This is a genomic window from Streptomyces silvae (assembly GCF_016745505.1).
Lineage (GTDB): Bacteria > Actinomycetota > Actinomycetes > Streptomycetales > Streptomycetaceae > Streptomyces > Streptomyces silvae.
Genome location: NZ_JAERUC010000114.1, coordinates 1 through 24,714, shown reverse-complemented (window position 1 = coordinate 24,714; position 24,714 = coordinate 1). Strand labels below are relative to the sequence as shown.

Here is a 24,714-nt window from a genome sequence, read left to right as displayed (position 1 = left end):
GAGGATCAGGCAGCTGGAGACCGCGGCCGTGACCGTACGGCCGCGGCGGCTGGTGAGGGCGCCCCCGAGCAGCCGGCCGCCGCCTGCCAGCAGCAGCTGCCAGCTCGCCGAGGCGAAGGTAATGGCGGACAGGTAGGCCAGCGACTCGGCGGTGCTGAGGGGCCGTTGGGCCTGTTGTCCGAGGATGAGGGTGACGAAGTAGAGGGCGGGCCACGGTTGAGCGCGGTCAGCGAGAAATAGGCGAGGTAGGCCCGCAGCGGGGTGATCCGTCGGCGGGCCGGGGCGCCCGAGGTGTCCGGGGTTCCCGACGAGGCTGTGGCGGACGCCCCGCTCACGGCGGGGGCCCCGGGCTCTCCGCGGTTCCGCCCCAGAGCTCCGGCGAGGATGCGTGCGGCCATGAAGGCCAGGATCGCGAAGGCCGCCCACCGCAGCGGCCCCAGCACCGGCCGTACGACCACCACCAGTGCGCTGCCCCCGAGTACGGCCGCGACCGCGTACCCGGCGTCGGCGGTGGCCGCGCCGAGCGCCGCCGCGGCGCCGGTCCGGAGGGAGGTCGCCGCCGTCATGTTCACCATCAGCACGGCGACCGCCCCGACAGGGATCGCGAGGCCGTATCCCGCGAGCAGGCCGGCGACGACCACGTCGGTCATGAGCGGGCCTCGCCGCGTACGGCCGTCGAGCCCGGCCGACCGGGCGCACCGGGGGTACCGGGCGTACCGGGCACACCAGGAGCGCCAGGAGCACCTGCCCTCCGGTCCGACTCCGCCACAGAGTGGCCGAGTTGGCGTCCGGTGGCGGTGGGCACATCAGGCAGGACGTACGTGGTGTCGGTCATGGGCCGGCTGCTCTCTCGACGGGCCGGGACGTCGACACCGGCGTCGGGTACCAGGACCGCGCCGCCGTCGCGAGCCCGGCGGGTGGCTCGGTTCGGTTCGGTTACGGACCAGGTTGCGGGCCTACGATCGTGTGCGTCCATCGAAGATTTACGTACGGAATCATGCGAGGGCACTACATGATCGACCCGCGTCTCCAGACCCTCCGCGTCCTCGCCGAGACCGGCACCGTCACCGCCACCGCCACCGCCGAGTCCCTGCACCTCACCCCGTCCACCGTCTCCCAGCAGTTGCGCCGTCTCTCCGCCGAGCTGAACGTGCGACTGCTCGAACCGCAGGGGCGCCGGGTCCGGCTCACCCCGGCCGCCCGCACGCTCATCGACCACGCGGACACCCTGCACGCGCAGTGGGAGCGGGCCGTCGCCGACCTCGCGGCCCACCGGGACAACGGCCCGGGCGAGCTGCGCGTCACCTCGGTGGCGACGGCACTCGGCACGCTGGTGGTGCCGGCCATGGACCGGCTGCTCTCGTGGCATCCGGGGATGACGTACTACCTCGGCGAGGACCCGGAGGCCGACCGCTTCCGGATGCTGCTGACCCGCGAGCGCGACATCGCCGTCGTCATCCCCGCCCCGGGCACACCGCCGTCCGACGACGAACGGTTCGAGCAGCACCTCCTCCTCCAGGAACCGCAGGATCTTCTGGTGCCGCAGGGGCATCGGTTCGCCGGCCGGACCTCGGTCGAGCTGCACGAGGCGGCCACGGAGACATGGCTCCGCGCGGGCGACCCCCGTGACCAGCACCTGTTGCTCACCTCGGCGTGCGCGGCGGCCGGCTTCTCGCCGCGTGTCACCCACAACGCCGTCGGCTGGTCCGCCATCGCCGCCCTGGTCGCCGGTGGTCACGGCATCTGCCTGCTGCCGCGCCTCGCGACGTTCCCGCGGAGCGATGCGCTGGTGCGTGTACCGCTGACCGGCGACGTGGTGCCGACGCGGCGGCTGGTCGGGTTCGTACGGCGGGGCGGGAGCCGCACACCGCTGGTCAGGGACGGCCTGCGGGCCCTGCGGGAGGCAGCGGCCGAGTCCGGCGGGGCGCACGGCGGGGCGCACAGCGGCGGGTCCGGGCTGTGAGCCGGCCCGGGAGCGGCTCCTTCCAGCCGGTTCCGTCTCCGCCCGGAGCGTTTCCCGAACAATCAGGGTGACGGCCGCGCAGAGTGGTCTCCATGACGACACCCGCAGAGCTGCTCCGTTCCCTCGCCCGCACCCGTGCCTCGCTCGACGGGGAGGAGGTCACGTACTGGTGGTCGGGAGACGTGTACTCCTGGGCCCCGGACGAGCCCTACCAGCGCCTCTTCGGCTTCGAGGGGCTCAACGTCGCCCGTCTCGTCCAGGATGCCGAAGCAGGTCCGGACGCCTATCAACTGCTCACCCGTGAGGCCGCGTTCTATCTGGACCCCGCCACCCGCGAGATCCTGGAGAGCTGGCAGGACCTGCCCGTGGTGCACGTCTGGAACGACCCGGCGAACCAGAAGTGGCGCCCCTTCCCGGTCCCGACGACCGAGCTCGGCGGACAGGTCTGCTTCAGCCTGGAGATCCCGCTCGCCTACCCCTCGCCGCTGCCGGTCGCCCAGTACCCCGTCCACTCCGCCGGCGACACGTACAAGGCCCTGGAGCTCTTCCAGTTCTTCGCCGACCGTGCCGACCTGGCCGGCCCGGCACCGAGCGTCCCGGCCACCATGTCGTGGTCCCGGATGTCCCCGTGGCTCCCCTGGATGGCCCGTGGCCAGCGGCCCGGCGGCCTCACCTTTCACTGCCGGGGCCGCAAGCTCGGGTCGTACGCCGAGGTCCCCGAACGGACCCGCGCCTACATCGCCGACCGCCACCCGGAGTTCGCCCACGCCCCGGAGAAGTGGAGCGAGCCGAACGAGACCAGCTGGACGTACTTCCGGAAGCTCAACCCGCCGCAGTGAGGCCCGCACCCCGGACGGTGGTTATTGACCGATCGTTCTGATTGGACCTAGAGTCTGGACCGTGGCCAGGACCAAGGAATTTGATCCGGACGCCGCGCTCCAGGCAGCCCTAGAGCTGTTCTGGCGACGCGGTTACGAAGCGACCTCGATGGCCGACCTCGTCGAGCACCTCGGCATCGGGCGCGCCAGCATCTACGCCACCTTCGGCAACAAGCACGAGCTGTATCTGAAGGCCCTGGACCGATACTCCGAGGGATGCGATCCGTTCATCCTGGCCGAGCTGTCCCAGCCGGGGCCCGCGCTCCCCGCGGTGCGGGCGCTGGTGCGCCGCTTCGCCGCGGAGGCCGCCGCCCCCGAAGTCCGGCTGAACGGCTGCCTCATCACCAACACCGCGTCCGAGCTCGCACCGCACGATCCCGACGCCGCCCGCCGGGTCGAGATCAGCTGGGAGCACATCGAGACGCTGCTGCACTCCGCACTCGTACGGGCGCGGGCCCAGGGCGAGTTGCCGGAGGCCCGTGATCCGCAGGCGCTCGCCCGCATGCTGCTCGTGCTGCTTCAGGGCGTACGGATCGTCGGGAAGGCGTCCAGCGACCCCGCCCGGGTGCGGGACGCGGCGGAACAGGCGTTGACCCTGCTGGACTGAGCCGCCGTCACCGCCCCGGCCACCACCGCACCACCGCACCCCCCTCACTCCCGCCGGAGCCACCGGAGCAGGCTGCCGCATGCCCGAATAATAGACCGATCGATCAATTATCAAAGGGGAGGAGAGGCATGACCGCCGGGGGAGCCAAGGGAGCCAGAGGCATGCGCCAGCACCGCCACGCCTTCGTCCTGCTCGGGAGCCTCCAGACCACGCTGATCTTCACGCTGGCCGCGATCGCCGTGCCGCTGCCGCGCATCGGCGAGGAGTTCGGCCTGGAGCGGCCGGACCTGATCCTGCTCAGCGCCTCCTACGGGCTGACATTCGCCGGGCTGCTGCTCTTCGGGGGCCGCCTCGCCGACCGCTACGGCGGGCGGCCCGCCCTCGCCGCGGGGCTCGTCGTCCTCGGCGCCGCCTCGGCCGCCGCTCCGTTCGCCCCCGGCGTCTGGGCGCTGCTCGCGGCCCGCTTCGCCCAGGGCGCCGGCGCGGCCCTCGTCGCGCCGGCCGCCATGGCTGTGCTGCGCGCCGCGGCCGCCTCCCCCGCCGCGTACAGCCGGTCGATGGCCACCTGGGGCGGTCTCTCCGTGCTCGGCGCGACGGCCGGCAATCTGTTGTCCGGGGTCATCTCGACGCTGCTCTCGTGGCGTTGGACCTTCGCCGTACCCCTCGTGGTGTCGGCCGCGGCCCTGGTGCTCATGTCCCGGCTGCTGCCGCGCACCGAACCCGACCGGAGCAGGGCGCTCGACCTTCCGGGGGCTCTGCTCGCCACCACGGGTGTCACCTGCGCCAGTTACGGGTTCGTCTCGACCGACACCCGGGCCTGGTCGTCGGCCGGCGTGCTCGTACCCCTGCTCGGCGGGACCGCACTGCTCGCCGCGTTCCTGTACGCCGAGCGGCGCACCCCCGACCCGTTGCTGCCGCCCCGCTTCCTGCTCGTCGAGCGGCGGGCACTCGCCCTCGCGGCCATCGCGCTCAGCGCCTGCGGGACCGCGATGACCTTCGTGGTCCTCTCCCTCCACCTCCAGCAGACGCGCGGCTGGTCACCCCTGCAGACCTCGGCCGCCTTCGTTCCGTTCGCCCTCGCGCTGATCGCCTCGGGCCGGACGGCCGGGCCGCTCATCGTCCGGTACGGCGCCCGGACGGTCACGGCCGCGGGGCTCGCCACCGGCGCGGCCGGGCTCGCCCTCCTGGCCTGCACCGGGCTCGATCCGCACACCCCGTACGCGTACGGGCTGCTGCCGGGCCTCCTGCTGCTGCCGGCCGGCGCGGCGGCCTCCTTCGGTGGCGCCACCGTGCTCGCCACCGAGGGCGTGCCGCCCCAGCGGTCCGGGCTCGCCGGGGGCGTGCTGAACAGCGCGATGGAACTGGGCCCCACCGTCCTGTTCGCCGTCCTGCTCACGCTCGGCAGCGACGCCCGGTCCCTGGCCGCCACGGGTGCCGCCCTGGTCGTCCTCGCCGTCGCCCTCCTTCTGCACGACCCGAACCACCCGACCGGCAGACCACCCCCACCGACTGACGCATCACGCCGACCGATCCCACGCTCAAAGACACTCGAAAAAGGGGAACGCTGACATGGACCGCTTCACCGGCACCACCGTGCTCGTCACCGGCGCAGGCTCCGGCCTCGGCCGCGCCATCGCACGTGCCTTCGCCGCCGAGGGGGCCTCGGTGGTCGCCGCCGGGCGCACCGCCGCCACCTTGCACGAGACGGTCGGCCTCATCGAGGCGGCCGGCGGCACCGCCGTGGCCGTCACCGCCGACGTCACCGACTCCGGGCAGCTCCGCGATCTCGTCCGCGAGACCGTCACCCGCTACGGCGGCCTCGACATCGCGGTGAACAACGCCGGGATATTCCGGGGCTCCGGGCCTGTCGGAGAGGTGGGCGAGGAGGACTGGGACGCGGTCATGCGGACCAACCTCACCGGCGTATGGCTGGCCATGAAGCACGAGATCGCGCACATGAAGGAGAACGGCGGCGGAGCCATCGTCAACATTTCCTCCAACCTGGGCGCGCACCTCCGCATCCCCGGTGCCGCCGCGTACCTCACCTCGAAGGCGGGGGTCTCCGTGCTGACCCGTGCCGCCGCTCTCGACCACATCCACCAGGGCATTCGCATCAACGCCGTCAGCCCCGGCGCCTCCGCCGCCCCCATGTCGCTCCGCCCCGGCGAGACGGAGGCCGAGCGTACGGAGCGGATGAAGGCGGAGAACCCCCTCGGCCGGGTCGCGGAGGCCGAGGAGGTGGCCGCAGCGGTGCTCTACCTCGCCTCACCCGCGGCCGGTGCGGTGGTCGGCACCGACCTGGTCATCGACAGCGGGGCCTCGGCCTGACGGCTCGGGGCACCCGCGCGCCTCAGGGCGCGGGGGTGCTCCCGGGAGATACCTGGATCCGGCCTGCTGCCGCCGCGGCGTAGCGTGCGGCGAGTTCGGCGAACGCGCCGGTCAGCTCGGGCGGTCCGATGACCTGGATGTCGGCGTCGAAGTGGCCGATCGTGGTGGCGAGGCCGGTCCACGACCAGGAGCCGAGGGTGAGACGGCAGCGGTCGAGGCCGAGTTCCTCGACGATTCCGTCCCGCGCGAAGGGGGCCACCGCCTCGGCCGGAAGACCGAGGACGACTTCACCCCGGCAGGGCCAGTCGGTGGTGGAGCCGTCGGTCCCCCGGAACCGGCCGGCGACGAACGCGGCCACGTCCTCGCCGGGCAGCTCGCGTGGGGTGAAGCGCGGGCCGGTGGGGGTGCGGGGGCGTATGCGGTCGGCGCGGAAGGTACGCCAGTCGTCCCGGTCGAGATCCCAGGCGACCAGGTACCAGCGACCGCGCCAGGTGGCGAGGTGGTGCGGCTGCACCCGGCGTGGCCGCCCGACGGCACCGGCAGCCCCGGCGGTACCGGAGGCGCCTGAGACTCCCGAAACACCGGCAGCCCCGGCGGCACCGGCAGCCCCGCCATCATCGTCCCCGTAGTCGAAGCGCAGTTCCTCGCGGGCGTGGATGACGCGGCCCAGCTCCGCGAGCAGCCCCGTGCCGACCGGGGAGGCGCTGCCGGCCCCGGGCGGCCGGACCGCGGTGACCCGCAGCGTGTCGATGCGCCGGCGCAGGCGCGACGGCATGACCTGGCGCACGGCGACCAGGGCCCGGGCCGCGTCCTCCCCGATTGTTTCGTCGGTCGCCGCCGACCGGAGAGCCAGCGCCAGGGCGACCGCCTGGCCGTCGTCGAACAGCAGCGGGGGCAGGTGCGCACCGGCGTCCAGCCGGTAGCCACCGGAGGGCCCCTTGGTAGCGCGGACCGGGTAGCCCAACTCCCGTAGCCGGTCGATGTCGCGGCGCACCGTGCGCGGAGTGATGCCGAGCCGCCCGGCGAGGTCGTCACCTGACCAGTCGCGGTGCGTCTGGAGCAGCGAGAGCAGGGCGAGCAGCCGCGCGGACGTCTTCTGCATGCTCCTCATTCTGCCCGCAGTACAGGACACAACCTGTCCGCTACCCATGGAATGGTCGGTCCCGAGATCAGCGGAGAGAACCCGCCACGCAAAAACACGCAGCACGAACGCGCGCAGTCACCCACATACGCACAAGGAGCACGCCATGTCCGTCACGACCACCACCCACCTGAACTTCCGCGGGGACGCCCGGCCCGCTCTGGACCACTACCGGTCCGTCTTCGGCGGCCGCGTCACCGCCGTCACGTACAAGGACACGGGGGACGTACGGAACGAGGGCGAGGCGGACTGGGTGATGTGGGGTGAGGTGCGGGGCGACAACGGCTTCCACGTCATGGCGTACGACGTGCCCTCCCACCTGCCCTGGGACCAGGGCCGCAGCCCGTTCTTCGTCTCCGTACGCGGGGACGGTGCGGACGAGATCAGCGCCCTCTGGCAGAAGCTGGCGGTGGGCTCGACGGTCGTGCAGCCCCTGGGCCCGTCGCCGTGGGCACCGCTGTACGGCATGCTCACCGACCGCTTCGGCGTGACCTGGGTGCTGGACGTGGCGGCCCCGTACAACGGCTGAACCTCTCCCCGACCGGCCCGGTCGGCGACGAACCGCAAGGTAGCCGGACAGCATGGTGTGCGGCAGAAAGGAGGGCCGGCTCCCATGACCGTCCTCAGCGCACGCGCTCTCAACCGCGCCACCCTCGCCCGGCAGCACCTGCTGGAGCGCACGACCGCACCGGTCCAGGAGGTGGTGGCGCATCTGGCGGGCCTCCAGGCCCAGGAACCGCAGGAACCCTTCACCGGCCTGTGGTCGCGGCAGCGCGGCTTCACCCCCGGCCTGCTCGACCGGGCCCTGACGGACCGGCACGTCGTACGCACGCATCTGATGCGCCGCACCGTCCACCTGGTCACCGCCGACGACGCACTCGCCTGGCGGGCCCGCCACGACGCCATGCTGCGCGGGCGGGTGCTGGCCACCTACCGGAGCGAGCTCGCCGGGATCGACCCCGACGAGCTCGCCGCGGCCGGCCGGGCGGTGATGGCCGACGGCCGGCCCCGCACCATGGCCGAGCTCGTCCAGGCACTCCAGGACCGCTGGCCCGGCCCGCCGCGCCGCGCCTTGGGCGAGCTCCTCGTCGCCGCGCTCGTCCCGATGGCCCAGCTGCCCCCGCGCGGTCTGTGGCGGACGACGGCAGGCGTACGCAACCTGCCCCTGGACGCCTGGACCGGACGGGACCTCGCTCCGCTGCCGGAGGGCGCCGCCGACGACGACCCCGTGGGACAGCAGCTGGTGCGCCGCTATCTCGCGGCCTACGGGCCCGCCTCCACCGCGGACCTCCGCTCCTGGAGCGGTCTGGCCGGCCTCCCCGCGGCGGTGAAAGCCGTCCGGGACGAGCTGGTCACCTTCCGCGACGAACGCGGCCGGGTGCTCCTCGACCTGCCCGACGCACCCCGCCCGTCCCCGGACACCCCGGCCCCCGTCCGCTTCCTCCCGGCCTTCGACAACGCGATCCTCGGCTACCGCGACCGCAGCCGCATCATCGACGACGCCGACCTCGGGCTGTCCGTCGCGGGGCTGCGCGCCGTGCTCGTCGACGGCCGCGTCGCCGCCACCTGGACCACGCGCGACCGGCGGCTCGGCATCACGCCCCTGCGGCCCCTCTCCCCCCAGGAGCGGGAAGCCGTCGAGGAGGAGGCCCATGCCCTGGCCGCCTTCCTGGACCAGGGCATCGACACCATCGGCTTCACGGCACCGTGACCGGCACCCACGGACACGGACTCCGCATCCGCCGAAGGGCTCGGACGGTTCCTCAGCGCAGCAGACGGAGAGGAACCGCCCGCGCCATCGCCTCCGCCCCGGCGTCGTCGGGGTGGAGGTGGTCGCCGCTGTCGTAGCGCGCGAGGAGGCGCTGCGGGTCGGCCGGGTCGCGCAGCGCCCTGTCGAAGTCGATCACCGCGTCGTACTCCCCGCCGGTGCGGATCCAGTGGTTGAGGGCCTGGCGGGCGGCCTCGTTCTCCGGGCTGTAGAAGCCCAGGGTGTCGCCCTTGAAGGGCAGGACCGTGCCGCCGTACGCCTTCAGGCCCCGGTCGTGGGCGCGGGCGATGATCTGGCGGTGGGCCTCGATGAGGTCGGCTGCGGTGACCCGTTCCGACTCGGGGGCGACGGTGCCGGGGTGGCCGAGGTCGTTCACGCCGAGGAGCACGATCAGATGGCGGGCGCCGGGCTGGGAGGCGACGTCCCGGTCGAAGCGGCGCAGGGCGCTCTGCCCGAAGTACGCGGCGAAGTCCTCCGCGTCGGACCCGGCGGGCGGGTTGGGGTCGTGCAGGAGGCGGTTGCCGCTGACGCCCTCGTTGAGTACGCCGACGGTGTCCGGCCCGGCCGAGGCACGCAGCCGTCGGGCGAGGAAGTCGGGCCACCGGTGGTCGGCGCCGACCTCCGTCTCCGCGCCGTCGGTGATCGAGTCGCCGAGCGTGACGACGGCCGAGGAGGCCCGGCCGGTGCTCACGCTCACGCCGGTCAGGAAGTACCAGCGGTCGACGGTCGCGGTGGGCTCGATGTCGGTACGGCCGGTGACGTTCCCCGCGGCCACGTAGTTGTGCCGCTGGGCGAACGCGTGGAGCGTCGAGCCCGGGGTGGGGCCGGGCAGGTGGATGCTCACCACGAGGTCGGTCCCGGCGGGCACCCTCAGGGAGACCGGATCGCTGAGGAGCGGCGCCCCGGCCGGGACGGTCACGGAGGTACGGCCGCCGAAGGTGAGCGGCCGGTCGGTACGCGGATCGATGCGGCCGGCGGGCCCGCCGGCCGCCGGACGCGCGACCCGGGCCTCGCCGACGACGAGGGGACCGCTGCCGAATTCGTTGGACAGCCGGATACGGACCCGGTCACCGCCGATGCTGGTGCGGACGGTCTGCCGGATCGTCTCGTTCGCGAACTCCGTGGTGTCCGAGGCCGGAGCCGCCGTGGGTGTGGTGGCCCACGTCCCGGTCCAGGACGCGGGCGCGGTGCTCCGGGACACGGGCTCGGCGGAGGTGGCCGGAGCAGCCGCCGTCGCCAGGAGCAGGGCCCCGGTGAGTAACGCCACCAGCCGGCCGACGGGACGGCCGGGGCCGGCGGAACGGGCGCGGCCCGTGGATCGTGCGGAGTGCGGTCTCATACGTCGGTGTCTCCTGGTCCGGACGGCAGCGGCAGGGGCGTCACCCGCCGCAGGACCCGAAAGTTTCGTACGGAACCACGATCGGGCGAGCAGACGGTAAGGAGGCCCGCAGGCCCGCGTCAAGAGGGCGTCCCACCTGCACAACTCCGCGTACACACAGGTCAGATGGTGTCTCGGAGGCATCGCACGGCCGATTCCGTCGCACCGGATGGCCGCCCCCTGCGGCCGTCCGTCCCGGGACACGATCCGGGACACGGCGGGAGGCCACGGTGTACAGTTTTTGAGTCCTGTTGTCTCCGATAGAGGTGGACGTTGCGCATCTGAGGTCCGCGATCATCGCGCGGTACGGCCCCTGCCGTAGCTCGTCACGCCCTGTCGGCCTTCCTGCCGCCCCGTGACCCACCGCGTGGATGCGACCTCGGTGCATGAGCCGTCCTCCGTACGTCGGACGGACCACACCCCTTCCTCCCCGGCCGGTCGCCGCGTGGTGCTCGCACACGAAGCCCCTGTTCACACGCTTTCGACCGCGAGGATCACATGTCTCATCCCACCGCTCCCGCCGCTTCCCTGAGCTGCTCGTCCCTGTCCTTCCGGTGGCCGGACGGCACGGAGGTCTTCGACGGGCTCTCCCTCAGCGTCGGCCGGGGCCGCACCGGGCTCGTCGGGACCAACGGCTCCGGCAAGTCGACCCTGCTGCGGCTGCTGGCCGGCCGGCTGAAGCCCTCCGCCGGCTCGGTGACCTTCGGCGGGCATCTCGCCTACCTCCCGCAGAACCTCACCCTGGACACCGGTCTCCGCGTCGAGGACGCCCTCGGCATCACCGCGCGGCGTACGGCGCTGCGCGCGATCGAGGCGGGCGACGTCGCCGACGAGCACTTCGAGACCGTCGGCGACGACTGGGACGTCGAGGAGCGCGCCCTGGCGACCCTGGGTTCGCTCGGCCTCGGCGAGGTCGGCCTCGACCGCACCGTGGGGCAGCTGTCCGGCGGCGAGACCGTGCTGCTGCGGCTGGCCGCCCTCCTGCTGGAGCGCCCCGACGTCCTGCTGCTCGACGAGCCGACCAACAATCTCGACGTGTTCGCACGCCGCCGGCTGTACGACGCCGTCGAGTCCTGGCGCTCCGGGGTGCTCGTGGTCGTCAGCCACGACCGTGACCTGCTGGAACGGGTGGACCGCATCGCGGATCTGCGCGCGGGTGCGGTGAGTTGGTACGGCGGGGGCTGGTCCGCGTACGAGGAGGCGCTGGCCACCCAGCAGGAGGCGGCGGGCCGCATGGTGCGGGCCGCCGAGTCCGACGTACGCCGGCAGAAGCGCGAGCTGGAGGAGGCCCAGATCAAGGTGGCCCGCCGCCAGCGGCACAACAAGAAGATGGACGCGCAGCGGCGTGCGCCGAGGATCGTCGCGGGCGAGCACAAGAGGTCCTCCCAGGAGGCGGCGGGCAAGCTCCGCGGGCTGCACGAGGACCGGCTCCAGGAGGCGCGGGAGCGGCTCGACACGGCGTCGGAGGCCATCCGGGACGACGCCGAGATCCGGGTACGGCTCCCCCACACCGCCGTCCCCGCCGGCCGTACGGTCCTGAGCGCGCACGGGCTCCGCCCCCGCTTCGGCGCCCTGCGCGACGGCGGACTCCACGTCCAGGGGCCCGAACGCATCGCGCTGATCGGGCGTAACGGGGCGGGCAAGACGACGTTGCTGCGCACCCTCACCGGGGAGCTGGCGCCGGAGGCCGGCGAGGCGCGGACGCATGTGCCGCTGCGCTTCCTGCCGCAGCGGCTCGACGTCCTGGACGACGGGCTGAGCGTCGCCGCGAACGTGGCCCGCGCGGCACCGGGGACCACCGACAACGAGATCCGCTCCCAGCTCGCCCGGTTCCTGTTCAAGGGGGCGCGCGCCGAGCAGCTCGCGGGGACGCTTTCCGGCGGTGAACGCTTCCGGGCCGCCCTCGCGGCGACGATGCTGGCCACCCCGGCCCCGCAGCTCCTGCTGCTCGACGAGCCGACCAACAACCTGGACCTGGCGAGCGTGCGCCAGCTGACGAGCGCCCTGGAGTCCTACGAGGGCGCCCTGATCATCGCGGGCCATGACCTGGCGTTCCTGGAGTCGGCCGGCATCACCCGCTGGCTGCTCGTGGGCGAGGAGCTCACGGAGCTGGGCGCCGACGAGGTGCGCGAGCTGATCGGCGCACCCGACGCGATCGGGTGACCGGTGGTGTACTGGAAGGGTGCGGGCCGCGCTCCCGGGCCCGCCCCAGGCACCACCGGCCACCGATCCGGACACCGTCATGAACCGTCCCCATGGATTCCGACGCGTTCCCCGGGCCCTCGCGGGCGCGGCCGTCGTCCTGCTGGCCGCCGGAGGCACGGCCGCCGCCGGGACTCCGACAGCCACCGGCCCTCCCCCGGCCGTCGCGGCGGCCGCTCCGGCGCCGCCCGCCGGCCTGCCGGCCGACCGGACAGATCCGCGCACGGCGACCGCCGAGCTCACCGTCCCGGCGATCGGCATGACGGACCTGCGTGTGGTCCCGTACGAGGGCACGACGGACGACGGACCCGGCACCCGCATCCAGGACCGCGGTATCGCGGCCAGCCCGTACGGCGAGGACGGCGGCGTCGGGCCGGGCGAGAAGGGGAACTACCTGGTGACGGCCCACCGGATCGCGGCCGGCGGCCCGTTCCGGGACCTGCCGTCGCTCGACAAGGGCGACAAAGTCCTGATCACCGAGGGCGGCACGGTGTACGAGTACCGGATCACGGAGACCCGGCAGACGTCCTTCAGGTCCGAGCGCTCGCTCGCCGAACAGCGGGCCGAGGTGCCGGGGAAGCCGGGCGAGGAACCGTCCCGGGCGATGATCACCCTCTCCACCTGTGCAACCCCGGAGGACGACGCGGCCGGCAACTTCTGGCGCGACGCCCACCACAACCCGGAGCACCGCATCGACAAGATCGGCGTCCTGGTGTCCTCCAGGCCGTCATGAACCGCCGGGCATGTCGTCGGGCAGCTCCAGCCACCGCGCCTCCCCGGGCTCGATGACGTACGCGCTGCCGTCCAGCCTGACCCGTACCCCCGGACGCTCCGAGTCCGGTACGGCGATCCGGAGGCGCTCGGCGCGCAGGCGCAGGTCGACGTCCCAGTGGCGGCGGAAGCGGAGCCGCATGCGGAACTTCGAGAGCTGGGGCAGCGTGGCCGGGGCGAGCCACAGGGCGTCGTCGCGGGTGTCCAGGCCCGTCATGCCGCGCTGGACGAAGTCGAGGGTGCCGGCCATCGCGCCGAGGTGGATGCCCTCCTCCGTCGTACCGCCCTGGATGTCGGCCACATCGCCGATCAGCGCCTCCTCGCAGTACGCCCAGGCGTCGTCGCGGTGGACGCGCGCCAGCACCCAGGCGTGGACGAGGGAGCTGAGCGTGGAGCCGTGGCTCGTACGGCCCACGTAGTAGTCGACGGTGTCCCGCCAGGCGTCGTCGTCGAGCGCGTGGCCCAGCCGCCGGAACAGCGCGGCGAGTTCCTTGGGTGAGAAGAGGTAGCCCAGCATGAGGACGTCGGCCTGCTTGGACGCCTGGTAGCGGTTGGCGGTGTCGCCCTCCGCCTCCAGGATCCGGTCGAGCCGCCGGATGTCCCCGTACCGCTGCCGGTAGCCGTCCCAGTCCAGCTCCTCCAGGTCGCCGTAACCGGCGAACTGGCTGATGACACCCCGGTGGTGGGGGACGTACAGCCGACGGGAGACGTCGTCCCAGTGCTCCAGCTCCGCCGGGTCGAGCCGGATCATCTCCAGGAGCTGCGCGCACCGGCTCGGCGGCAGGGTGCGGCAGAGCTCGCCCGCGCGGGCCAGCACCCAGGCCGCCGTCACGTTCGTGTACGTGTTGTCGTCGAGCCCCGCGGCCTCGGAGTCCGGGTAGGCGTCGTGGTACTCGTCGGGCCCGACGACCCCCCGGATCCGGTAGCGCCCGACGGAGGCGTCCCACTGCGCACTGTCCGCCCAGAAGCGGGCGATCTGCATCAGCATCTCGGCGCCCTTGGAGTAGAGGTACTCCGTGTCGCCGGTGGCCTGGCAGTACTGCCACACGTTGTACGCCACCGCCGAGCCGACGTGGTGCTGCAGCCGTGACCGGTCGGGCAGCCAGCGCCCCGAGCGGGGGTTGAGGTGGAGCTCCTGGGTCTCCTCACGCCCCTCGGCCGCGCTCTGCCACGGATACATCGCCCCCTCCCTGCCCACCGCACGCGCGGCGGCGCAGGCCGCGGGGAGCCTTCGGTGGCGGTAGTCGAGCAACCCCCGTGAGACCTCCGGGAGATGCAGGTTCAGGAAGGGCAGCACGAACAGCTCGTCCCAGAAGACATGCCCCCGGTACGCCTCCCCGTGCAGCCCTCGCGCCGGCACCCCGACATCGAGTTCCGCCGTGTGCGGGGAGAGGGTCTGGAGCACATGGAAGAGGTGCAGCCGCAGGATGTGCCCGGGCTCACCGGGCACCTCGATCTTCACCTGCTGCCACAGGTCGGCCCAGGCCCTGCGGTGCGAGGCCCGCACCCGGACGTACGCCGGTGCCTCACCCACCGCGGACACGGCGGCCCGTAGCGGACTGCCGATGGCCGGGTCCCGGGAGGTGTAGAGGGCCACCGTCTTGTCGACGACGGCACCGGACTTCGGGGCGATCGGGAGCCGCAGCGTCTGGTGGACCGCGCGGGGCTGCTGCTCGGGTTCCGCCCGGTGGTCGCCGTTGCGCTCCGGGCCGCAGGAGGCCACCGTGCGGGCGGCCAGGGCGATCCCGATGTCCGACTCCACCGTGCGGCAGCGCAGCCACACCATGGACCCGGGTTCGGTGCCGGTCTCCCAGCCGGTGAGATGGCGGTCGGCCAGTTCCCGGTAGCGCGCGACCCCGTTGTTACGGATGTCCCCGTCGATCCCGGACTCCACCTCCAGCTCGCCCGACCAGCCCTCCGCGGTGAACACCGTGTGCAGGGCGGCGAGATGGGGGTCGCCCATGTGAACCAGCCGCTCCTGCTCCACCGTCAGCCGACGGCCGGCCCTGTCCTCGTACACCGAGCGGCGGTTGAGGATCCCGCCGCGCAGATCGAGCCACTGCCGGTGGTCCACGAGGTAGGCGTGGTCGGGGGTGAGCCAGGGGCCCGTGCGGGAGCCTGCGGGGCGGATGCGGTAGCGCAGCGGCAGCCAGTTGGGGAGGTTGACCACGTCCTCGTTCTCGACCTGGCGCCCCTGGACGGAGGACGTCAGCCGGTTGTAGCAGCCCGCCACATAGGTGCCCGGGTAGTGCTTCTCGGCGGCGGGTGTCTCGGGCGCGGCTCCCCGAGTCGCGAAGTAGCCGTTGCCCAGGGTGCACAGCGCCTCGCGCAGGCGCTCCTTCTCCGGGTCGTACCCCTCGTACGCCCAGACCCAGCCGCGCGCCATCAGTCCTCCCCGGTGATCAGCAGGTCGCCCGGATCGGCCACCACCAGGTCGGCCCCGTGGCGGCGCAGATCGGCGGCGCCCTCGGGGCTGTCCGTCCGGTCCACCCCGACGACGAGTCCGAAGCCGCCCCGCCGGCCCGCCTCCACGCCGGCCAGCGCGTCCTCCACGACGGCGGAGTCCCCGGCCGGGACGCCCAGGCGCCGTGCCGCCTCTATGAACAGGGCGGGGTCGGGCTTGCCCGGCAGCTCCAGGCGGCGCGCCTCGTTGCCGTCGACCACGGCCGTGAACAGCTCCAGGAGCCCTGCCCCTGCCAGCAGTTCGGTCGCGTGCCGGGACGCGGACGCGGCGGCGATGGGCACGCGGGCTTCGTGCAGCACGTGCAGGAGTCGGACCGTGCCGGGCCAGACCGCGATCGGCTCGGTGCGCAGGGTCCGGGTGAAGGCCTCGTCCTTCCGCGCGGCGACGGCCCACACCGTTCCGGTGCCGGGAGGGTCGTCGGGGCTGCCCTCGGGAAGATCGAGTCCCCTGGACGCCAGGAAGGCTGCCGCACCGTCCATACGCGCCTTGCCGTCGACGTAGCGCCGGTATTCGGCCTCCTCGTCGAAGGGGCGCCGGTCTCCGTGGGAGGCCAGGCAGGCGTCGAACGCCTCCTTCCAGGCCGCGGCGTGTGCCGGGGCGGAGTCGGTGATCACACCGTCCGTGTCGAAGACGACGGCGTGAAGGGAGAGCAGGACTGCGGCCGGTGACGGTGCACGTGCCATGACCGGTGGTCCCTTCGTCGAGGCGCCCCCGTTCCATGGCACCAGGTTCCGGACCGGGCCGCTCCTCGTGGCGCCCGCAGGCCGGTTCTCCGGCGCGAGCTCTGGGCAACCTTCGAGGAAAGCACTGGCAAAAAGTCGGAAAAGTTTCTAAATGTCTCGTTCGGGGCTACCGTAAAAACATGGCCAGAACCGAGCGTCAGACCGACAGGCAGGCGGAGTACGTGTGTCCGGCCTGCAAGCAGCCCGTCGCGACCGTACTGGCGCGGCACAAAACTCTCGGCATCTTCGTCCCGCACTGGGGACCTGGGCCGTGCGACAACCCTGAGTGCCACCGTCACGAGGGGATGTCCGGGGCCACCTCCGGGTCGGACCGGGGAAGGCATTCCGTCCGGGGCAGGCACTCCGTCGGTCACTGAGCGGAGCGGGGGCCGGGGTCCGGGTCGGAGCCTGGGTCGGGGCGGGAGCCGGATGCGGTCCGGTCCGCGGGAGCGGGGGACGTACGGCGCCAGGGGTCCTCGGTGTCACGATCATCATGCTCCGGATCCGCGGGTTGTCCGCGCTCGACCGGTGAATCGCCGTGGCCTTCATGGCTCTCGTCTCCGTCTCTGCCGTGGCCGTCATGGCTCAGAAGTCCGGGCGTTCAGACGTTCAGCGTTTCAGCGTTCAGGCGTTCAGACGTTCAGGCGTTCAGGCGGAGGTGCTGTCCGGGGAAGATCAGGTGCGGTCCCTGGTCCAGGATCTCGCGGTTCAGCTCGTACAGCGCGGGCCAGCCACCGTCCACATCCGCTCGCTCGGCGATCACGGAGAGGCAGTCGCCCGGCTCGACGACGTACGTGTCGGCGTCGACGAGGTCCTCGGAGTAGTGGTGCGTGGTGCCGCTGTCGCTGCCCGCGGTGCTGTCGTCGCCGTGGTGCGAACTGCCGGCCGAGCTGCCGGACGACGTGTTGCCGGACGAGCCGCTGTTCGAACTGCCGGTCGACTGCCGCTCGGGGGCTGCCTGCGCCGTGTCACTCCCGCCGACGCTGCCACTGCTGCCGCTGCCACCGGAGGACGAGGAGCTCGATGTGCCGTTGGCGCCGAGCCGGCCGCAGGTGGGCCAGGCACCCAGTCCCTGCGAGCGCCGGACACGCTCGGCGACGGCGATCTGCTCGGACTTGGAGGCGAGGTCGGCGCGGGGCGCGTACTGCCCGCCGCCGTAGGCCCGCCAGGTGGAGGGGGAGAACTGGAGGCCACCGTGGTAGCCGTTGCCGGTGTTGATGCCCCAGCGGCCGTTGCTCTCGCACTCGGCGATGCGGTCCCAGTCGGTGCCGGCCGTGACGGTCGGCGCGACGACCGTCGGCGCGATGACGGCCCGGGCGGGGACGGCCTGGGCAGGTACGGCCTGGGCGGGCGTCCGGGCCGGGGCCTGGGCGGGGGCGTCCGCAACGCTGCGGCCGGCGAGGCCGAGCACGCTCAGGAGGACGAGCAGAAGGGCGAGCACCGATTCGACGGGCCGCTTTGCGAGGGGTGATGCCGGCATGACGGTATTCCTCCGCTGTGCTCCAGAAGGTGTGCAAGGGCACGAACAGATAAGCCGCCGATCATCTTTTCAATGGGCTTCGACGCGGCCGACTCCCGAACAATCACCCGGGTGGAGGGCCCGCCGGTTCGCCGCGCCGCGTGACCGCGCGCAGCCGCCGCCGGCACCGCCAGGTGCGGGGCGGGACGTCGCGCCGTACGGCTCCCGCGCTACTTCTTCCGGTCCCGCAGCCGCGCCATCTCCGCCCGGATAGCGGGCAGTTGGGCGTAGAGCGCCTCACCGGGGCAGTACGTCGAGAAGGTGTCGCGGTGCCCGGCCACGGCGTGGAGGTAGACCACCTCACCGCGCCGGTACAGGCTGTCGTCGTTCGTCGACACCATCCGCACGATGCCGCGGGGGTCGATGGAGCGGTCCAGCTTCCACGCGCCGACCTTCGCGATCCCCTCGATGAGCGCCTTCGGCACGGTGACACCGGGATCGAAGGAGCCGAGGGCCGCTATCCCCACGCTGTGCGCGTTGAACCCGGTGGTGTGGGCCCCGCGCACGGTGCGCCCGACGCCGCCCGCCCTGCCCTCGTATATGGTCCCGCAGCGGTCGACCACGAAGTTGTAGCCGATGTCGTCCCAGCCCTCACCGCGTACGTGCGCCTCCTCCATCGCCCGGAGCATCTCGGGGGCGTCGGCGCAGTCGTAGTTGTTGGTGTGACCCGTGTGATGGACGAAGACGGCCCGCACCGTCCCCGTGTACACCGCGTCCTCCTTGACCAGGCTCTCGTCCGCGTGCCACTCCGCCCGGCTGACGATCGCGGGACGCGGGGCCGCGGGCTGCGCCGCCGGCTTCGCGGTGGCCTGCTCGGGCGCGGCAAGCCGTACCGGCGCGTCCCGGAGTACCAGGAACGCCAGCGGCACGACCATGGCGCACACGGCGGTTCGGCGAAGCCACATAGGGCCACCATGCGGGCTGACCAGCCACTTCGCAGGCGCCCACACCCGATCGGGTGACATGGGGCGGGGGCCCGGGGCTCGCCCGTGACACCGCCCGGACGGTCAGGAGACGGCGACCGCCTGCTGCTGCTCGATGATGCGCGCCGCGCGGTGCGGGGAGGTGTCGAGCCGGGCGAGGACGCCCGGGACCGCGTTGTTCGGGAGGATGAGCTCGAAGAGGGCGGAGATCTCGGCGACCAGGTCCGGCGGCTCCGCCATGGACTCGGTCACCAGCTGGACCCCGGTCCACGCCCCGACGAAGAGCCGCGAGGTGGCCTCCGGGTCCACATGCGGAAGGAGCTCGCCCCGCTCCCTGGCCTCGGTGAGTATCTCCGTGCCGAGGGCGATCCAGTCGGGCCAGCGGGTGCCGAACAGCCCGCGCGCCCGTGGGTCGACGGACAGCCGGATCGAGGCACTGAGCAGGGGTTCCCTGGGCAGCCGGTAGGCGAGCAGGAGTGCTATGTCCACCCATTCCTGCAGCTTGAAGGTCTGCGGGGTGACCCCGTCCGCGGTCACCGCCTCCTGGAGGACACCGCGGGCCAGCTCCTCCTTCGACGTGAAGTGGAAGTAGAGCGCACCCCGCGTGAGACCGGCCCGGTCGAGGATCGCGGCGATCGTGGCGGCGTCGTAACCGTGCTCGTCGAAGACCTCGGCGGCGGCTTCCAGGAAGATTCTGCGCGTGCGGATCGCCCGTTGCTGTCGTGCCAACTCGCGCTCCCCTTGAACGTGGCCTGACGCTTCTTCAAAAAGTACCGGTGAACCGGTATCATATCAGCGCCGTAATGCCCATTTTGTTCCATTCTCCGGGAGGGCCGTGCCCGACATACCCGTTGTTCCGAGACCACCGCACTCCGCGGCGGAGGGCCGGAACGGCGTCCCCAAGGAGTACGTCCACCTCGGGCGTACCGAGATGGTCTTCCTCACCACCTGGCACAGCAGGGAAGATGGCGAGTTCTCGCTGTCCGCGCGATGGCCCGCACCCGCGGAAGGGCTCCCTTACGACCCCCGGGTGCTCACCCAGACCATCAGGCAGAGCGGACTGGTCATCGCGCACGCAGCGTACGGCGTTCCCCTGACCGATCAAACCCTGCTCCACTACTTCGACTTCACCGTCGCCCCGGGCTTCCGCGTCCCCGCCGACGGCCCCTGCGGCCTCGACGTGGAGGTCTCCGTCGCCGAGCCCAAGAAGCGCGGACGGACGGTCAGTTCGCTCGGGATGGACGTCCGCGTGCTCCAGGGTGGCAGCTTGGTCGCCCGTGCGGATTCCGAGTTCGGCTGGATTTCTCCGCGCGCCTACCGCCGGCTCCGCGGTGAACACCTCGCCGTCGACTGGAACGCCTGGCCACTGCCTGCCCCGGTCGACCCCCGGACCGTAGGGCGGCACACTCCGCACGACGTGATCCTTTCGGCCGGAGACCGGCCCCGGCACTGGCAGTTGCGCAACGACGTGGACAACGTGGTGCTCTACGACCACCCCGTCGACCACGTCCCGGGGCTCGTCCTGATGGAGGCCGCCCACCAGGCCGCGAACGCCTCCCTGTATCCCGCGCCCTTCGAAGCGACCACCGTCACCAGTGAGTTCCTGCGGTACGCCGAGTTCGACCGCCCCTGCTGGATCGAGGCGGAGATCCTGCCCGCCGGCCCCGGGGAGACCTCCGTCCTGGTGACCGCGGCGCAGGACGGGGAGACGGTCTACCGGGGCCGGCTGAGCGGGCCCTGCGGCTGACGCCTCACTGGTTGATGAAGCCACCGTCCACCGGGAGCACGGTGCCCGTGAGGAAGGGGCAGCGGTCGCTGAGCAGCCAGGCCACCGCGTTGGCTATCTCCTCGGGCTCAGCCGTACGCCCTTGTGGCGTACGGCTGTTGACCATCTCCTCCAGCCCGGGGTTACGGCCGAACCAGTCGGCCGTGATCTCGCTGCGGGTGGTACCGGGCGCCACCGCGTTGACCCTGATGCCCTGTTGGGCGTACTCGTCCGCGGCGGCCCTGGTGAGACCGACGACGGCGTGCTTGGCCGCGATGTAGGGCGCGGCCGCCGGTATGGCCACCAGCCCGCCCACGCTGCTGTTGTTCACAATGGAACTGCCCCCGGAATTGGGCAGCATGGCCGCGATCTCGTGGCGGAGGCAGTTCCAGACGCCCCGCACGTTGGTGTCCATGACCGCGTCGTAGACGTCATCTCCCATGAGGTGCAGGGGAGTTCGGTCACCGCCGAGGCCCGCGTTGTTGAAGGCCGAGTCCAGGCGCCCGTAGGTGTCGACCGTGAAGTCGACGGCACGGGCGGCGTCCTCGGCCACCGTGACATCGCAGACGACGTAGGAGGCTTGGGCTCCCTTGTCCTTCAATTCGGCCGTCAGCGAGGCCAGTCGGTCCTCCCGGCGCGCGGCCAGGACGACCGTCGCGCCCTCCTCGGAGAACACCCGTGCCGCCGCCGCGCCGATACCGCTGCTCGCCCCGGTGATCAGGACGACTCTGTCGTGAAGAAGATCGCTCATGGCCCGCAGTCTGGCAGGCGCACCGCTCCACGACCACGGCCGATACGCCCGGAGCACCGGCCGGCCCACCCCCCGGGCCCCGGACCGGCCTCACGACCATAACCGACCGATTGTCCTGTTTTCGCCTCCCCGCTCACCGGATTCCGACGGCCGGTCACCGGGCCCCGGCCCCTCCGGACGGCCCCGCGATACCCTGCGGCATGCTCGCGATCCAGTTCGACCGCTTCGGTGGCCCCGACGTCCTCCGCCCCGTGGAACTGGCCGCCCCCGTGCCCGGCCCCGGAGAGGTGCTCCTCACCGTCGAGGCCGCGGGGGTCAACTTCGCGGACACCCATCAGGTGGACGGCTCCTACCTCGGGGCCGACGCCCTGCCGTACGTCCCGGGCAGCGAGGTCGTGGGCCGCACCCCGGACGGCCGGCGGGTGCTGGCCCGGGTCTCCCACGGGTACGCGGAGCAGGTGACCGCCAAGGAGTCCGCCGTCCTGGAGATCCCCGAGGACCTCGGCGCCGCACAGGCCCTCGCCCTCATGATGCAGGGCCTGACCGCCTGGCATCTGCTGCGGTCGGCGGCCCGGCTGCGCGAGGGGGAGACCGTCGTCGTGCACTCCGCGGCGGGTGGCGTCGGCAGCCTGGCCGTCCAGCTGGCCCGGGAGTTCGGCGCGGGCCAGGTGCTCGCCCAGGCCTCCACCCCGGAGAAGGAGCGCCTCGCCCTGGACCTCGGCGCCGACGCGGTGGCCGCCTACCCCCTCGCCGAGAAGGCGGACGTCGTCCTGGACGCCGTGGGCGGGGACCTCTTCGACCGGGCCCTGGGCTCCCTGGCGTCCTTCGGCCGGCTGGTGACCTACGGCAACGCCGCCCGCGGCGGCTTCACCCCGGTCGACCCGGCCCGTCTCGGCCGCCTGAACGCCTCCGTCGTCGGATTCTGGCTGCGCCCCGCCCTCGCGGCCCCGGGTGGCGTCAGCGGCCCCCTCAAGGAGCTCTTCGCCCTCGTCGGCGAGGGCCGCCTCAGGCCCGTGACCGGCGGCAGCTACCCGCTCGCCGACGCCCGGCGCGCCCATGAGGACCTGCTCGCGCGCCGGACCACGGGAAAGCTGATCCTGACGCCCTGAACCCGCCCGGCCCGGGCGGGAGGCTCTAGGGTGGCCCGATGCCCTCCCTGACCTCACGCACCCCGGGACCGGCAGGCGCCGACGCCGGAGAACCGGCCGCAGCGCGGTCCCGCCCCGGCCGCGACCCGTTCTTCGACAACGCGAAGTACCTGGCCATCGTCCTCGTCGCGATGGGGCACTCCTGGGAGCCCCTCCCCGGCAGCGGGCGGCTGGTGGAGACGCTCTACACCTTCGTCTACACCTTCCACATGCCGGTCTTCATCATCATCGCCGGATACTTCTCGCGCGGCCTGGAGCTGAGCTCCGACCGGGTGTGGAGGCTCGTCACGAGCCTCGCCGTGCCCTACGCCGTCTTCGAGGTCGCCTATACCCTCTTCGAGCGCCTGACCGGGTCCCCGGAGTTCCCCCTGAGCCCGCTCACGCCGTACTGGCTGCTCTGGTTCCTGCCCGCGCTGTTCCTCTGGCGGCTCACCACACCCTTCTGGCTACGGGTCCGGTGGCCCATGGCACTGGCCCTGGTCATCGCCGCCATGGGCGCGGTGACCAGCAACGTCGGCGAGGACCTGCAGTTCCAGCGGATCCTGCAGTTCCTCCCGTACTACGTCCTGGGGCTGTGCCTGCGTCCCGAGCACTTCGACCTCGTACGCCGCCGGGCGGTGCGCCTCGCGTCCGTACCGGTCTGCCTGGTGGCCCTGGCGGTCGCCTACTGGGCCGTGCCGCGCTCGACGACCTCGTGGTTCTTCCGCCGCTACGGCGCGGAGCAGCTCGGCTCGCCCGCCTGGACGGGCGCCGTGGTGACGCCGCTGCTGTTCGGCTGCGCGCTCGTGCTCAGCGCCTGCTTCCTCGCCTGGGTGCCGAACCGCAGGCTGTGGATGACCGCGCTCGGCGCCGGCACGCTCTACGGCTATCTGCTGCACGGCTTCTTCATCAAGGGCGCGGTCAAGCTCGGCCTCTACGAGGTGGACGTCGTCTCCACGCCGCTGGGCCGGGTCCTGGTCTCCGCCGTCGCCGCGGCCGTGGTCACCGCCCTCTGCAGCCCGCCCGTGCGGCGCGTGTTCCGTCACGTCGTGGAGCCCCGGCTCGACTGGGCCAGGAAGCCCGTGCCGAAGTCCTGAGGCCCCCGGGACGCACCGCACCCCCGGGCCGGGAAGGCCTCGGGGGTGCGGTGCGCGGGAGGGAGCGGCGGCTCAGGCCTCGCCGGGCGTTCCGAGCATGGCGGACGCGTTCTCCAGCGGCGTGAGCGGCGCCACGGGGACGGGCACCTCCGCCGGGCGGCAGGTGAAGCCGAGACGCGACAGCGCCCTGGTCACCTCACCGGCGGAGAAGTCCCGGCGGTCCTGGCGGGTGATGATCTCGCCCACCTGCTTGACGGGGTACACACGGCGGTTGACGACCACCGCGTCACCCGTGACGGGTTCGGGCTTGACGCCCTTCATCAGGTCCTCGACCTCGTTCTTGAAGAAGTCGAAGGGGAAGCGGGCGATGACACAGCGCATGGTGCCTCAACAAGGGTGTCGTGGAGAAAACCGGACAGGGACGGCCGGGCTCCCGGCCGGGTGACTACGCGGCCTTGTTGGCCCGGCGCTGCGCCGAAGCGGCTCGCGCCTGCGGCGTGGGCGTGTTGGCGTTGGAACGGCGCCCCTGGCCGGGACGCGCGCCGCGCCGGCCCCGGGGGCCGGAACTGCCGCTCTTGCGCTCCGACACCGGCGAGCTGATCGTGACGGGCACACCCGAGGGGGCCTGGGCACCGGTGATGCGGTTGAGCTCGGCCTCGCCGGAGCGGACCTGGGCGATCTGCGGCGTGATGCCCGCGTCGGCCATCAGCCGGGTCATCTCGCGGCGCTGGTTGGGCAGCACCAGCGTGACGACGCTGCCGGACTCCCCGGCGCGCGCGGTACGTCCGCCGCGGTGCAGGTAGTCCTTGTGGTCGCTGGGCGGGTCCACGTTGACGACCAGGTCGAGGTTGTCGACGTGGATGCCGCGGGCGGCGACGTTCGTGGCGACCAGCACCGTGACATGGCCGGTCTTGAAGCGGTCCAGGGTGCGGGTGCGCTGCGGCTGCGACTTGCCGCCGTGCAGCGCGGCCGCCCGGACACCGCTGTGCAGCAGGTGGTCGGTGAGCTTGTCCACCGCGTGCTTGGTGTCGAGGAACATGATCACCCGGCCCTCACGGGCGGCGATCTCGGTGGTCGTCGCGTACTTGTCGGCGCCCTGGACGTAGAGCACGTGGTGCTCCATCGTCGTCACCGCACCGGCCGCGGGGTCCACGGAGTGGACGACCGGGTCGTGCAGGTAGCGGCGGACCAGCAGGTCCACGTTGCGGTCCAGGGTGGCCGAGAACAGCATCCGCTGGCCGTCGGCGTTGACCTGGTCGAGCAGCTCGGTGACCTGCGGCATGAAGCCCATGTCGGCCATCTGGTCGGCC

23 protein-coding genes are annotated in these 24,714 nt (G+C 72.6%); 12 read left to right on the top strand and 11 right to left on the bottom strand.

Features of this window, described 5'->3' with window-relative positions; translation table 11 throughout:
* Positions 1 to 5: 5 nt before the first annotated feature.
* Positions 6 to 566 (bottom strand): LysE family transporter, encoded by a 561-nt coding sequence (locus JKV81_RS17880; protein WP_307820568.1) that lies wholly within the window; start codon positions 564 to 566, stop codon positions 6 to 8.
* A 431-nt stretch (positions 567 to 997) separates the two neighbouring features.
* Here JKV81_RS17880 and JKV81_RS17875 point away from each other — a divergent pair, with 431 nt between their 5' ends.
* From JKV81_RS17875 to JKV81_RS17855, 5 genes are all read left to right on the top strand, one after another.
* Complete coding sequence (locus JKV81_RS17875; RefSeq protein ID WP_236057007.1) at positions 998 to 1,963, top strand: LysR family transcriptional regulator; 966 nt, start codon at positions 998 to 1,000, stop codon at positions 1,961 to 1,963.
* Positions 1,964 to 2,055: 92 nt separating this feature from the next.
* Complete coding sequence (locus JKV81_RS17870) at positions 2,056 to 2,802, top strand: DUF1838 family protein (RefSeq protein ID WP_202076764.1); 747 nt, start codon at positions 2,056 to 2,058, stop codon at positions 2,800 to 2,802.
* A 61-nt stretch (positions 2,803 to 2,863) separates the two neighbouring features.
* Positions 2,864 to 3,448, top strand: a complete 585-nt coding sequence (locus JKV81_RS17865; protein WP_129264502.1) for a TetR/AcrR family transcriptional regulator — start codon at positions 2,864 to 2,866, stop codon at positions 3,446 to 3,448.
* Positions 3,449 to 3,576: 128 nt separating this feature from the next.
* Entirely contained in the window at positions 3,577 to 5,016 is a 1,440-nt protein-coding gene (locus JKV81_RS17860; RefSeq protein WP_202076755.1) for an MFS transporter, read from the top strand.
* A gap of 1 nt (position 5,017) precedes the next feature.
* Positions 5,018 to 5,776: an SDR family NAD(P)-dependent oxidoreductase gene (locus tag JKV81_RS17855; protein WP_129264504.1), complete on the top strand. Its 759-nt coding sequence runs from the start codon at positions 5,018 to 5,020 to the stop codon at positions 5,774 to 5,776.
* A 22-nt stretch (positions 5,777 to 5,798) separates the two neighbouring features.
* On the opposite strand, the gene JKV81_RS17850 is transcribed toward JKV81_RS17855, so the two are convergent.
* A complete protein-coding gene (locus JKV81_RS17850; protein ID WP_505016566.1) occupies positions 5,799 to 6,878 on the bottom strand; it encodes a helix-turn-helix transcriptional regulator in 1,080 nt (359 codons plus the stop codon).
* Between the two features lie 145 nt (positions 6,879 to 7,023).
* On the opposite strand from JKV81_RS17850, the gene JKV81_RS17845 reads away from it, so the two are divergent.
* Positions 7,024 to 7,446 (top strand): VOC family protein, encoded by a 423-nt coding sequence (locus JKV81_RS17845; protein WP_202076753.1) that lies wholly within the window; start codon positions 7,024 to 7,026, stop codon positions 7,444 to 7,446.
* Positions 7,447 to 7,530: 84 nt separating this feature from the next.
* On the top strand, positions 7,531 to 8,628 hold the full coding sequence (locus JKV81_RS17840; RefSeq protein WP_202076751.1) for a winged helix DNA-binding domain-containing protein: 1,098 nt from the start codon (positions 7,531 to 7,533) through the stop codon (positions 8,626 to 8,628).
* Positions 8,629 to 8,680: 52 nt separating this feature from the next.
* On the opposite strand, the gene JKV81_RS17835 is transcribed toward JKV81_RS17840, so the two are convergent.
* A complete protein-coding gene (locus JKV81_RS17835; RefSeq protein WP_129264508.1) occupies positions 8,681 to 10,024 on the bottom strand; it encodes an SGNH/GDSL hydrolase family protein in 1,344 nt (447 codons plus the stop codon).
* Between the two features lie 537 nt (positions 10,025 to 10,561).
* Between JKV81_RS17835 and JKV81_RS17830 the strand changes: the two genes are divergently transcribed.
* Positions 10,562 to 12,226 carry an ABC-F family ATP-binding cassette domain-containing protein gene (locus tag JKV81_RS17830; protein ID WP_129264509.1) on the top strand — a complete coding sequence of 555 codons (1,665 nt, stop codon included), beginning with the start codon at positions 10,562 to 10,564 and terminating at the stop codon, positions 12,224 to 12,226.
* A gap of 79 nt (positions 12,227 to 12,305) precedes the next feature.
* Positions 12,306 to 12,998, top strand: a complete 693-nt coding sequence (locus tag JKV81_RS17825; protein ID WP_202076749.1) for a class E sortase — start codon at positions 12,306 to 12,308, stop codon at positions 12,996 to 12,998.
* Here the strand turns inward: JKV81_RS17825 and JKV81_RS17820 are convergent.
* The 5 genes from JKV81_RS17820 to JKV81_RS17800 all read right to left on the bottom strand — a co-directional run bounded on the left by JKV81_RS17820 (position 12,993) and on the right by JKV81_RS17800 (position 19,393).
* A complete protein-coding gene (locus tag JKV81_RS17820) occupies positions 12,993 to 15,422 on the bottom strand; it encodes a glycoside hydrolase family 65 protein (protein WP_202076747.1) in 2,430 nt (809 codons plus the stop codon). The two genes, JKV81_RS17825 and JKV81_RS17820, sit on opposite strands and share 6 nt — an antisense overlap.
* Positions 15,422 to 16,183, bottom strand: a complete 762-nt coding sequence (locus JKV81_RS17815; protein WP_202076745.1) for an HAD family hydrolase — start codon at positions 16,181 to 16,183, stop codon at positions 15,422 to 15,424. The genes JKV81_RS17820 and JKV81_RS17815 overlap by 1 nt, the downstream gene beginning before the upstream one ends.
* Before the next feature lie 679 nt (positions 16,184 to 16,862).
* A complete protein-coding gene (locus JKV81_RS36710) occupies positions 16,863 to 17,702 on the bottom strand; it encodes a LysM peptidoglycan-binding domain-containing protein (RefSeq protein WP_202076743.1) in 840 nt (279 codons plus the stop codon).
* A gap of 209 nt (positions 17,703 to 17,911) precedes the next feature.
* Positions 17,912 to 18,646 (bottom strand): N-acetylmuramoyl-L-alanine amidase, encoded by a 735-nt coding sequence (locus JKV81_RS17805; RefSeq protein ID WP_202076741.1) that lies wholly within the window; start codon positions 18,644 to 18,646, stop codon positions 17,912 to 17,914.
* Positions 18,647 to 18,748: 102 nt separating this feature from the next.
* A complete protein-coding gene (locus JKV81_RS17800; RefSeq protein ID WP_099173389.1) occupies positions 18,749 to 19,393 on the bottom strand; it encodes a ScbR family autoregulator-binding transcription factor in 645 nt (214 codons plus the stop codon).
* Positions 19,394 to 19,499: 106 nt separating this feature from the next.
* On the opposite strand from JKV81_RS17800, the gene JKV81_RS17795 reads away from it, so the two are divergent.
* On the top strand, positions 19,500 to 20,411 hold the full coding sequence (locus JKV81_RS17795; protein ID WP_202076738.1) for a ScbA/BarX family gamma-butyrolactone biosynthesis protein: 912 nt from the start codon (positions 19,500 to 19,502) through the stop codon (positions 20,409 to 20,411).
* Between the two features lie 4 nt (positions 20,412 to 20,415).
* On the opposite strand, the gene JKV81_RS17790 is transcribed toward JKV81_RS17795, so the two are convergent.
* Positions 20,416 to 21,180 (bottom strand): glucose 1-dehydrogenase, encoded by a 765-nt coding sequence (locus tag JKV81_RS17790; RefSeq protein ID WP_129264516.1) that lies wholly within the window; start codon positions 21,178 to 21,180, stop codon positions 20,416 to 20,418.
* 200 nt (positions 21,181 to 21,380) lie between these two features.
* Here JKV81_RS17790 and JKV81_RS17785 point away from each other — a divergent pair, with 200 nt between their 5' ends.
* Together JKV81_RS17785 and JKV81_RS17780 are read left to right on the top strand one after the other, a co-directional pair.
* Positions 21,381 to 22,289 carry a quinone oxidoreductase family protein gene (locus JKV81_RS17785; RefSeq protein ID WP_202076737.1) on the top strand — a complete coding sequence of 303 codons (909 nt, stop codon included), beginning with the start codon at positions 21,381 to 21,383 and terminating at the stop codon, positions 22,287 to 22,289.
* A gap of 38 nt (positions 22,290 to 22,327) precedes the next feature.
* A complete protein-coding gene (locus JKV81_RS17780; RefSeq protein WP_202076735.1) occupies positions 22,328 to 23,404 on the top strand; it encodes an acyltransferase family protein in 1,077 nt (358 codons plus the stop codon).
* Positions 23,405 to 23,476: 72 nt separating this feature from the next.
* Here the strand turns inward: JKV81_RS17780 and JKV81_RS17775 are convergent, their stop codons facing one another.
* Both JKV81_RS17775 and JKV81_RS17770 read right to left on the bottom strand, forming a co-directional pair.
* Positions 23,477 to 23,785 (bottom strand): SCO5918 family protein, encoded by a 309-nt coding sequence (locus JKV81_RS17775; RefSeq protein WP_124277799.1) that lies wholly within the window; start codon positions 23,783 to 23,785, stop codon positions 23,477 to 23,479.
* A 64-nt stretch (positions 23,786 to 23,849) separates the two neighbouring features.
* Positions 23,850 to 24,714, bottom strand: an 865-nt coding sequence (locus tag JKV81_RS17770; protein ID WP_202076733.1) for a helicase-related protein, incomplete at its 5' end; no start/stop codon positions are given.